Annotated in this window: 7 protein-coding genes; 4 read left to right on the top strand and 3 right to left on the bottom strand. The window is 72.5% G+C overall.

What is annotated here, in order from left to right; all coding sequences use genetic code 11:
* The first annotated feature begins 191 nt into the window (after positions 1-191).
* Positions 192-1,754 (top strand): alpha/beta hydrolase, encoded by a 1,563-nt coding sequence (locus D3105_RS29960; RefSeq protein WP_118906055.1) that lies wholly within the window; start codon positions 192-194, stop codon positions 1,752-1,754.
* A 153-nt stretch (positions 1,755-1,907) separates the two neighbouring features.
* Here D3105_RS29960 and hemQ read toward each other — a convergent pair whose 3' ends face one another.
* Both hemQ and hemG read right to left on the bottom strand, forming a co-directional pair.
* Positions 1,908-2,636 carry a hydrogen peroxide-dependent heme synthase gene (gene hemQ / locus D3105_RS29965; RefSeq protein ID WP_118906056.1) on the bottom strand — a complete coding sequence of 243 codons (729 nt, stop codon included), beginning with the start codon at positions 2,634-2,636 and terminating at the stop codon, positions 1,908-1,910.
* A 4-nt stretch (positions 2,637-2,640) separates the two neighbouring features.
* Entirely contained in the window at positions 2,641-4,104 is a 1,464-nt protein-coding gene (gene hemG, locus D3105_RS29970) for a protoporphyrinogen oxidase (RefSeq protein WP_118906057.1), read from the bottom strand.
* 126 nt (positions 4,105-4,230) lie between these two features.
* Between hemG and D3105_RS29975 the strand changes: the two genes are divergently transcribed.
* Positions 4,231-5,214, top strand: a complete 984-nt coding sequence (locus D3105_RS29975) for a DUF4349 domain-containing protein (protein WP_118906058.1) — start codon at positions 4,231-4,233, stop codon at positions 5,212-5,214.
* Between the two features lie 67 nt (positions 5,215-5,281).
* Entirely contained in the window at positions 5,282-6,673 is a 1,392-nt protein-coding gene (locus tag D3105_RS29980) for an FAD-dependent oxidoreductase (RefSeq protein ID WP_118906059.1), read from the top strand.
* Positions 6,674-6,713: 40 nt separating this feature from the next.
* Here D3105_RS29980 and hemE read toward each other — a convergent pair whose 3' ends face one another.
* The gene (gene hemE, locus D3105_RS29985) at positions 6,714-7,811 is read right to left on the bottom strand and encodes a uroporphyrinogen decarboxylase (RefSeq protein ID WP_118906060.1); all 1,098 of its coding nucleotides are present in this window, start codon (positions 7,809-7,811) and stop codon (positions 6,714-6,716) included.
* Between the two features lie 92 nt (positions 7,812-7,903).
* Between hemE and D3105_RS29990 the strand changes: the two genes are divergently transcribed.
* Positions 7,904-8,566 carry a DUF3000 domain-containing protein gene (locus tag D3105_RS29990; RefSeq protein ID WP_118906061.1) on the top strand — a complete coding sequence of 221 codons (663 nt, stop codon included), beginning with the start codon at positions 7,904-7,906 and terminating at the stop codon, positions 8,564-8,566.
* Positions 8,567-8,788 lie beyond the last annotated feature (222 nt).

Consider the following 8,788-nt stretch of genomic DNA (forward strand, 5'->3'; position numbering starts at 1 on the left):
AGGGCGGGGGCGGATCCAGCTGTGGGGGCGGTGGCTCCTGAATCGGTCTCCCGCGACCTGAATCGGGCGCGTACGTACGGTTCTTGAGCGCCCATCAGGGTGGATTCCGACGACATTCCGGGGCGGCGCTGGACATACCCTCCCCGCCGCCCGACCATGCCTCTCCGTATCCGCAGAGAGGCCCCCCGCGCGTGAGAACTGCTGCGCTCTACACATCGATCGGCTCCCTGGTCCTGTCCGCCCTCGCCGCCGCTCCGGCGGGGGCCTGGGAACGCCCTGGTTCCGCCGAGGCCCGGGGCACCGCGATCGCCGCCGCCCGGGCCACCGCCGCCGGGATCGACTTCGCCGCCTGCCCCGAGGAGGAGATGCTCCCGGACTCCCTGAAGTGCGGCACGGTGAAGGTGCCCCTCGACTACGCGGAGCCGGACGGCCGGCAGCTCGAACTGACCGTCAGCCGCACGCTCGCCACCGGTCCGGCCAAGGAGCGGCAGGGCGCGTTCGTCTACAACCCGGGCGGCCCCGGCGCGTCCAGCATCACCTTCCCGCTGGCCGGGGAGCTGCCGGAGTGGAAGGAGATCGCCGGGGCGTACGACCTGGTCGGCTACGCACCGCGCGGGGTGAACGGCTCCTCCGCCCCGCTGAGTTGCCAGGACCCCGCCGCGTACACGAAGGGCCCGACCGACGCCCCGACGCATCCGACCCAGGAGGACAAGGAGCGGCGCGTCGCCCGTGCGAAAGCGTACGCGCGAGGCTGCGCGGAGCACGCGGGTGAGACGTTGCGGCACTACACATCGCTGAACAACGCCCGGGACCTGGACGTGCTGCGGGCCGCGCTCGGTGAGAGCCGGCTGACGTTCATGGGGGCGTCGTACGGGACGTACTTCGGGGCGCTGTACGCGACGCTGTTCCCCTCCCACGTACGCCGCATGGTCTTCGACTCGGCGGTGGATCCGGCCCCGGAGCAGATCTGGTACCGCTCCAACATGGGCCAGTCGCTGGCCTTCGAGGCGCGCTGGGAGGACTTCCGCCGCTGGGTCGCCAAGCACGACGACGTGTACCACCTGGGGACCACCCCTGAGGCGGTGCAGCGGCGCTACGACGAGGTGCGCGCCGAGCTGGCGGTGAATCCGGCGGGCGGCAAGGTCGGGCCGGGGCAGCTGCACTCGGCGTTCCTGGGGGCCGGTTACTACGACGACTACTGGGCGATGCGGGCGACGGCGCTGTCGGAGTACGTCCGGGGCAATCCGGAGCCGCTGGTCGCCCAGGCGTCCCCGCGCGCGGTGGCGGCGAAGGACAACGAGAACGCCCAGGCGGTGTACACGGCCGTCGAGTGCAACGACGCGCCCTGGCCCGAGGACTTCGAGGTCTGGGACCGCGACCACACGGAGCTGGCGCGCGTCGCGCCCTTCGAGACCTGGGACAACGCCTTCTCGAACCTGCCCTGTGCTTTCTGGCCCGCTCCCCGGCAGCGGCCGCTGGACGTCCGCGTGGGGTGGGGCGAGCTGCCGCCGGTGCTGATCCTGGCGGCGGAGCGGGACGCGGCGACCCCGTACAAGGGGGCGCTGGAGCTGCGGAAGCGGCTGCCCGGTTCGTCGCTGGTGACCGAGCGGGACGCGGGGACGCATGGCATCGGCGGGGCGGGGAACGCCTGCGTCGACGACCATCTGCGCCGGTATCTGCTGACCGGTGAGGTGCCGCGGCGGGGTGCGGACTGTGCCGCGCACCCGGAGCCCAACCCGGTGTCGCTGGACTGACGTCGGGAGGGTACGGAGCGGGGGCCGTCACACCTTCACGGTGCGACGGCCCCCGAAGCCGAACCCGGTGTCGCTGGAGAGGCGGACGGCACGATCGGTGCCCGGTGCCCGACTCTCTGATCTTCCGGGTTGGGGTGGTGCGGGACTCGCTGGCTATGCGAGCCCGGCCACCAGGTCTGCGACGCTCTTCCTGCGGCCCGTGTAGAACGGGACCTCCTCGCGCACGTGGAGCCGTGCCTCGGAGGCGCGCAGGTGACGCATCAGGTCGACGATGCGGTACAGCTCGTCCGCCTCGAAGGCGAGGATCCACTCGTAGTCGCCGAGCGAGAACGAGGCCACGGTGTTGGCGCGGACGTCCGGGTAGCCCCGGGCCATCTTGCCGTGGTCCGCGAGCATGCGGCGGCGGTCCTCGTCGGGCAGCAGGTACCAGTCGTAGGACCGGACGAAGGGGTAGACGCTGATGTAGTCGCGAGGCGTCTCGTCGGCGAGGAACGCCGGGATGTGCGACTTGTTGAACTCGGCGGGGCGGTGCAGCGCCATGTTCGACCAGACCGGGTCGAGTGCGCGGCCGAGCTTGGTGCGCCTGAAGAGGTTGTACGCGTCCTGGAGCTGGTCCGAGGTCTCGGCGTGCCACCAGATCATGATGTCCGCGTCGGCCCGCAGCCCCGACAGGTCGTAGGTGCCCCGGACGGTGATGTCCTTGGCCGCGAGCTGGTCGAACAGCTCCTGCACCTCGTCGGCGTAGCCCGCGCGGTCCAGCGGGAGGACGTCGCGCAGTTTGAAGACCGACCACAGGGTGTAGCGGATGACCTCGTTGAGGTCCTTGGCCTTCTTGCCGGCGTTCGGACCCTTGCTTGGTGTCACAGTCTCAGGAGCACTCATACGGCTATTGTCCCGCCTCGCTCCCCGTGCCCCGAACCAGGGTCGGCGTGGCGATGATCTCGCTCGCGATCTCGTCGGCCGCGCGGCGCGCGCTCGCGATGCAGGCGGGGATGCCCACCCCGTCGTAGACCGCACCGCAGACCCGCAGGGCGGGCAGCTTGGCGACCTCGTCGCGGATGCGGGCGACCCGGGTCAGATGGCCGACCGGGTACTGCGGCAGGCCGCCGATCCAGCGGGTGACCTCGGTGTCGACGGGCCGGGCGGTGAGGCCGGTGGCGGCGGCGAGGTCGCGCAGGGAGACGGCGACGAGCTCCTCGTCCTCGCGGTGGAGGTGGTCCTCCTCGCCGTAGCGGCCGACGGAGGTGCGGAGCACGAACAGGCCGGGGGCGGCGTCGGCGACCCACTGCCACTTGTTGCTGGAGAACGTGGACGCCTTGATCGTGTGCCCGTCGACCGGCGGCACCAGGAAGCCGGAGCGGCCGCGCAGGGCTTCGTACGCCTCGATGTCGGTGCGCCGGAAGGCGAGTGTGACCAGGGCCATCGAGGCGTACTCGACACCGGACAGCTCGGCGGAGGCGGCCGGGGACTCGGCGGCCAGCAGGGTGCCGGCGGACCAGGCGGGGGTGGCCAGGACGATGCCGTCGGCGGCGATGGTCCGGGTGTCGGTGCGGACGGCCCAGCCCGATTCCGTACGGGTCAGGCCGAGGACGGGGGTCTCGGTGAGGATCTCGCCGCCCCGGGCCCGTACGGCGTCGCCGACGGCGGCCGGGAGGGTGCCGATGCCGCCCGCGATGCCCTGGAAGACGGGGCCGGTCTGCTGCCGGGCGGCGGCCCGCTCCTGGATGCGGCGGACACCGTCGAGCAGCGGGCCGCCCTCCTTCACCGCTTCGAACAGCTGGGGTACGGCGGCGCGCATGGAGATCCGGTAGGCGTCGCCCGCGTAGACCCCGCCGAGGAGGGGCTCCACCAGCCGGTCGACGACCTCGCGGCCGAGCCGGTCGGCGACGTACGCGCCGACCGCGACGTCGTCGCCGACGGGGGTCGGGGTGAGGTCGCGCTCCTCGGCGATCCGGGCCAGGCCCTCGGGGGACAGCACCTCGCCGAGGACCGCCGGGTCGCCGGGGACGCCCATGACGTGGCCCTTGGGCATCGGGCGCAGCGCGTCGCGCGTCCAGAGCGACGCGGTGGCGGTGGCGGGCGGCTGGAGCCGGTCGCCGAGGCCCACCTCCTCGGCCAGCGCGACCGCCTCGGGGCGCCGGGCGAGCATCGACTCGGCCCCCAGGTCGACCTGGACGCCCGCGATCTCGCCGGTCATGAGCTTGCCGCCGAGCCGGTCCGTGGCCTCCAGGAGGGTGACCCGCAGGCCGGTGGCGACCAGGTGGTGGGCGGCCGCCAGACCGGCGATGCCGCCGCCGATGACGACGACGTGCCCCGGGGGCGTTTCCGCACGCTGTTGAGAACGCTGCATGGGTCCACTCTCTCAAACCCGTACCGACTCCTGACCGTGACCGCTTCGAAACCGCCCTCCGGCAACCGGTCCCGGGGCCGACGCGTCGAACGGTCACCATCAACAAGCGTCCTGGGGGGACCAGTTATGCAGAGTGCAAGCAAGAGCGGGCGATCGTTCGCCCGCGCGCGTGGGGTGCTCGTGGCCGGGTCACTCGGCCTCCTGCTCGCCGTCGGCGGCTGCGGGGCGTCGGGCGACGCGTCGGACAGCGGCGCGAAGGCGGCGGACGGAAAGGCCGCGCCGCGCGAGGGGTTCACGGACGAGGGCGGGGCAGCCGCCTCCGCCGCTGCCGAGGAGCAGGCGGACGGGAAGGCGGCCGGGAAGAAGGCGGCGCCGAAGCCGGGGGGCACCCATGTGATCCGGACGGCCACTCTCTCCGTCGAGGTGAAGAGCGTGCCGAAGGCCGCGGCCGCCGCGCGCGGTGTCGCGGAGGGCGCGGGGGGCCTGGTCGCGTCGGAGAACACCGAGCGGCTCGACGACACCTATGAGACCTCGCACCTGGTGCTGCGGGTGCCACAGGAGCGGTTCCAGGAGGTGCTGCGGGAGCTGGCGGGTTCCGGGAAGCTGCTCTCCCGTACCTCGAACGCGAAGGACGTCACCGACCAGGTGGTCGACGTGGAGAGCCGGATCGCCACCCAGCGCGCGAGTGTGGCGCGGGTGCGGGAGCTGATGGACCGGGCGGAGAAGATCAGCGATGTGGTGGCCCTGGAGGGTGAGCTGAGCAGTCGTCAGTCCGATCTGGAGTCGCTGCTGGCCCAGCAGGCGAGCCTGAAGGACCGCACCTCGCTGGCGACGATCACGCTGGACCTGACGCCGCCGGACGCCCCGGGCGACGACGGGGGGAAGGACGACGACCCCGGGTTCCTGGACGCGCTGGGCGGCGGCTGGGACGCGTTCGTGACGATGCTGCGGTGGATCGCGGTGGCGTTCGGGGCCGCGTTCCCGTTCCTGGTCACCGCAGTCCTGGCCGTGCTGGCCTGGCGGCAGCTGCGGAAGCGCAGGGCCGCGCGCCGTACCGCTCCGGCGGTTGCGGCGGCCCCGGCCGGGAAGGACGGCGCCTCGGCCTCCTGAACCGCTCCGGCGTCGTAGCGTGGTGCCCTGATTCGCCGAAGCGGCGAACCGGCGGAAGGGACCCGGCATGGCAGCGGAGCGACTGGTGGTCATCGGCGGTGACGCGGCGGGCATGTCCGCCGCGTCACAGGCCCGCAGGCTGAAGGGGCCGGACGCGCTGGAGATCGTCGCCTTCGAGCGCGGCCACTTCACCTCGTACTCCGCCTGCGGCATCCCGTACTGGGTGGGCGGCGACGTCGAGGAGCGCGACGACCTGATCGCCCGCACCCCCGAGGAGCACCGGGAGCGGGACATCGATCTGCGGATGCGGACCGAGGTGACCGAGCTGGACGTGGCCGGGCAGCGGGTGAGGGCGCTGGACCGGGAGAGCGGGAAGACGTACTGGACGGGCTTCGACAAGCTGGTGATCGCCACCGGAGCCCGTCCGGTGCGTCCGGCGCTGCCGGGGATGGACGCGGCCGGGGTGCACGGGGTGCAGACCCTGGACGACGGGCAGGAGCTGCTGGACTCGCTGAACGCGCTGCGTTCCGGCGACGGGCCCCGGCGGGCGGTCGTGGTGGGCGCGGGGTACATCGGCGTGGAGATGGCCGAGGCGATGCTCAAGCGGGGCTTCGAGGTGACCGTCCTCAACCGGGGCGAGCAGCCGATGGCGACGCTCGACGCGGACATGGGGCGCCTCGTCCACGAGGCGATGGACGGTCTCGGCATCACCACGGTCAACGGGGCGGCCGTGACGAAGATCCTCACCGGTCCCGACGGCCGGGTCACCGAGGTGGCGACGGACGCGGGGACGTATCCGGCGGACGTGGTGGTCCTCGGCATCGGCGTGGAGCCGGAGACGGAGCTCGCGCGCGCGGCGGGGCTGCCGGTGGGGCCGCACGGCGGTCTGCTGACGGACCTGGCGATGCGGCTCGTGGGTCACGAGAACATCTGGGCGGGCGGCGACTGCGTGGAGGTCCTCGACCTGGTGGCGGGCCGCACCCGGCACATCGCGCTGGGCACCCACGCCAACAAGCACGGCCAGGTGATCGGTTCCAACGTCGGGGGCGGCTACGGCACGTTCCCCGGTGTGGTCGGTACGGCGGTGAGCAAGGTCTGCGACCTGGAGATCGCCCGGACCGGGCTGCGGGAGAAGGACGCCCGCGCGGTCGGACTGCGCTACGTCACGGCGACGATCGAGTCGACCCAGCGGGCGGGGTACTACCCGGGGGCGAAGCCGATGACGGTGAAGATGATCGCGGAGCTGCGTACGGGCCGGCTGCTCGGGGTGCAGATCGTCGGCCGCGAGGGGTCGGCGAAGCGGGTGGACGTGGCGGCGGTGGCGCTGACGGCCGGGATGACCGTGGAGCAGATGACGGCGCTCGACCTCGGCTACGCCCCGCCGTTCTCACCGGTGTGGGACCCGGTGCTGGTGGCCGCCCGCAAGACGGTGGCGGCGGTGCGGGGCGCGGGGAGCTGACCGCCTCGGAGGCCGGCCTTCCGGCCGGCCTCCGGGCTGTTCAGCGCGCGGTCTGCTCGTGGACGTAGTTCACGAGGCGGGTGAGCGCGTCCGGGTCCATGTTCGGCATGACGCCGTGGCCCAGGTTGAAGACGTGGCCCTCCAGACCGGCGGCGGCGTCCAGAACCTCGCGGGTCTTCGCCTCGACGGCCGGGGTCGGCGCGAAGAGCACCGCCGGGTCGAGGTTGCCCTGGAGCGCCTTGCCGGGGCCGACGCGGCGGGCGGCCTCGTCCAGCGGGACCCGCCAGTCGACGCCGACGACGTCCGCGCCCGCCTCGCCCATCAGGCCGAGCAGTTCTCCGGTGCCGACGCCGAAGTGGATGCGGGGGACGCCGTAGGGGGCGACGGCGTCGAAGACCTTCGCGGAGGCGGGGAGCACCGCGCGGCGGTAGTCGGCGGGGGCCAGCGCGCCGACCCAGGAGTCGAAGAGCTGGACGGCGGATGCCCCGGCCTCGATCTGGACCTCGAGGAAGGCGCCGGTGATCTCCGCGAGCCGGTCCACGAGGTCGGCCCAGAGCTGCGGGTCGCCGTACATCATGGCCTTGGTGCGCTCGTGGTTGCGCGAGGGGCCGCCCTCGACGAGGTAGCTGGCCAGCGTGAACGGGGCCCCGGCGAAGCCGATGAGCGGGGTGGCGCCCAACTCGGCGGTGAGGATCCCGATGGCCTCGGTGACGTACGGGACGTCCTCGGGGGTCAGGTCGCGCAGCCGGGCCAGGTCGGCGCGGGTGCGGATCGGCTCGGCGATGACGGGGCCGACGCCGGGCTTGATGTCGAGGTCGATGCCGATGGCCTTCAGGGGCACCACGATGTCGCTGAAGTAGATCGCGGCGTCGACCTTGTGGCGGCGTACGGGCTGCAGGGTGATCTCGGCGACGAGCTCCGGCATCATGCAGGAGTCGAGCATCGCGATGCCCTCGCGGACCTTCAGGTACTCGGGCAGCGAGCGTCCCGCCTGGCGCATGAACCAGACCGGCGTGTGCGGTACGGGTTCACGGCGGCAGGCCTTCAGGAACGCCGAGTCGTGGGTGGCGTTGCGGACCGCGTCGAGGCTGGCGGAGGTCGTCGTCTGCTGGCCCGAAGGGCTGTCGTTGGCACTCACGCACAGAATCTTCGCACGCGTGCCGAAGGAGCCCGGCCCCGCACGGGTGTCTCTCCCTGCGCGCGGCCCGCCTTCCGCCTACTCTTCCCCGCATGGCTCCGGCTCAGGGACAGTTTTCCGATCATTCCGACGGCGTTGAAGGCAAGGACCGCGCGGAGGAGGGCCCTCCCGTGCCTCCCGCGTTCCTGGCGGCGGTGGACGCGCTGCGCTCCGCGCGGCTGCGCCCGGAGCTGGAGGTGGAGGCGACCAGGCCGCCCCAGCGTCTCGCGCCGCACGCGTACGCCCTGGAGGCGGCGGTGGTGGACGGCGAGGACGATCTCGCGGACGGCAGGCTGGTCCTGCTGCACGACCCGGCGGGGCACGACGCCTGGCAGGGCACGTTCCGGCTGGTGACCCTGGTCCGTGCGGAGCTGGAGCCGGAAATGGCGGCGGACCCGCTGCTGCCGGAGGTGTGCTGGTCCTGGCTGACGGGTGCGCTGGACGCGCGGGGCCTGTCGTACGGGGAGGCCGGCGGGACGGTGACACGCGCCGGATCGCACTACTTCGGTGCGCTCTCCGCGCGCCGTCCGGCGACACAGATCGAGATCCGCGCCTCATGGACGCCGAGGGAGTGGCGCGGCGGCATCCCGGACACCGCGTCACACCTGATGGCCTGGGGCGATCTGTTGTGCCAGATCGCGGGACTGCCGCCGTCCGACCTGTCGGACGCGGCGGTGGTGACGCTGCCGCAGCGGCGCGGGCCGCAGGTTTCGTAACACTCCGTCACCCGTATCGCACATACGCCGGATCTCTTTTCGTACAATCGATCGCGCGTCCTATTTGCCCGAATTGTTACTCACCAAATCGTGATCTTCCCCTAAAGGAGGACGGGTCCGCTGCCGAAGAGGTCAATGACCCTTCAAGCACGGTTCGCCCCCCGGCTTCATCCCCCGAGCCGGCCCGTCCCGCCACCTCCCTCTTATACACATCTCCGAGCC

The organism is Streptomyces globisporus (assembly GCF_003501885.1).
Taxonomy (GTDB): domain Bacteria; phylum Actinomycetota; class Actinomycetes; order Streptomycetales; family Streptomycetaceae; genus Streptomyces; species Streptomyces globisporus_D.

Bases quoted from the DNA above. Each gene is read 5' to 3' on its own strand.
- hemQ (WP_118906056.1), bottom strand. From the start codon at position 2,636: ATGAGTGCTCCTGAGACTGTGACACCAAGCAAGGGTCCGAACGCCGGC.
- hemG (WP_118906057.1), bottom strand. From the start codon at position 4,104: ATGCAGCGTTCTCAACAGCGTGCGGAAACGCCCCCGGGGCACGTCGTC.
- D3105_RS29975 (WP_118906058.1), top strand. From the start codon at position 4,231: ATGCAGAGTGCAAGCAAGAGCGGGCGATCGTTCGCCCGCGCGCGTGGG.
- D3105_RS29980 (WP_118906059.1), top strand. From the start codon at position 5,282: ATGGCAGCGGAGCGACTGGTGGTCATCGGCGGTGACGCGGCGGGCATG.
- D3105_RS29990 (WP_118906061.1), top strand. From the start codon at position 7,904: ATGGCTCCGGCTCAGGGACAGTTTTCCGATCATTCCGACGGCGTTGAA.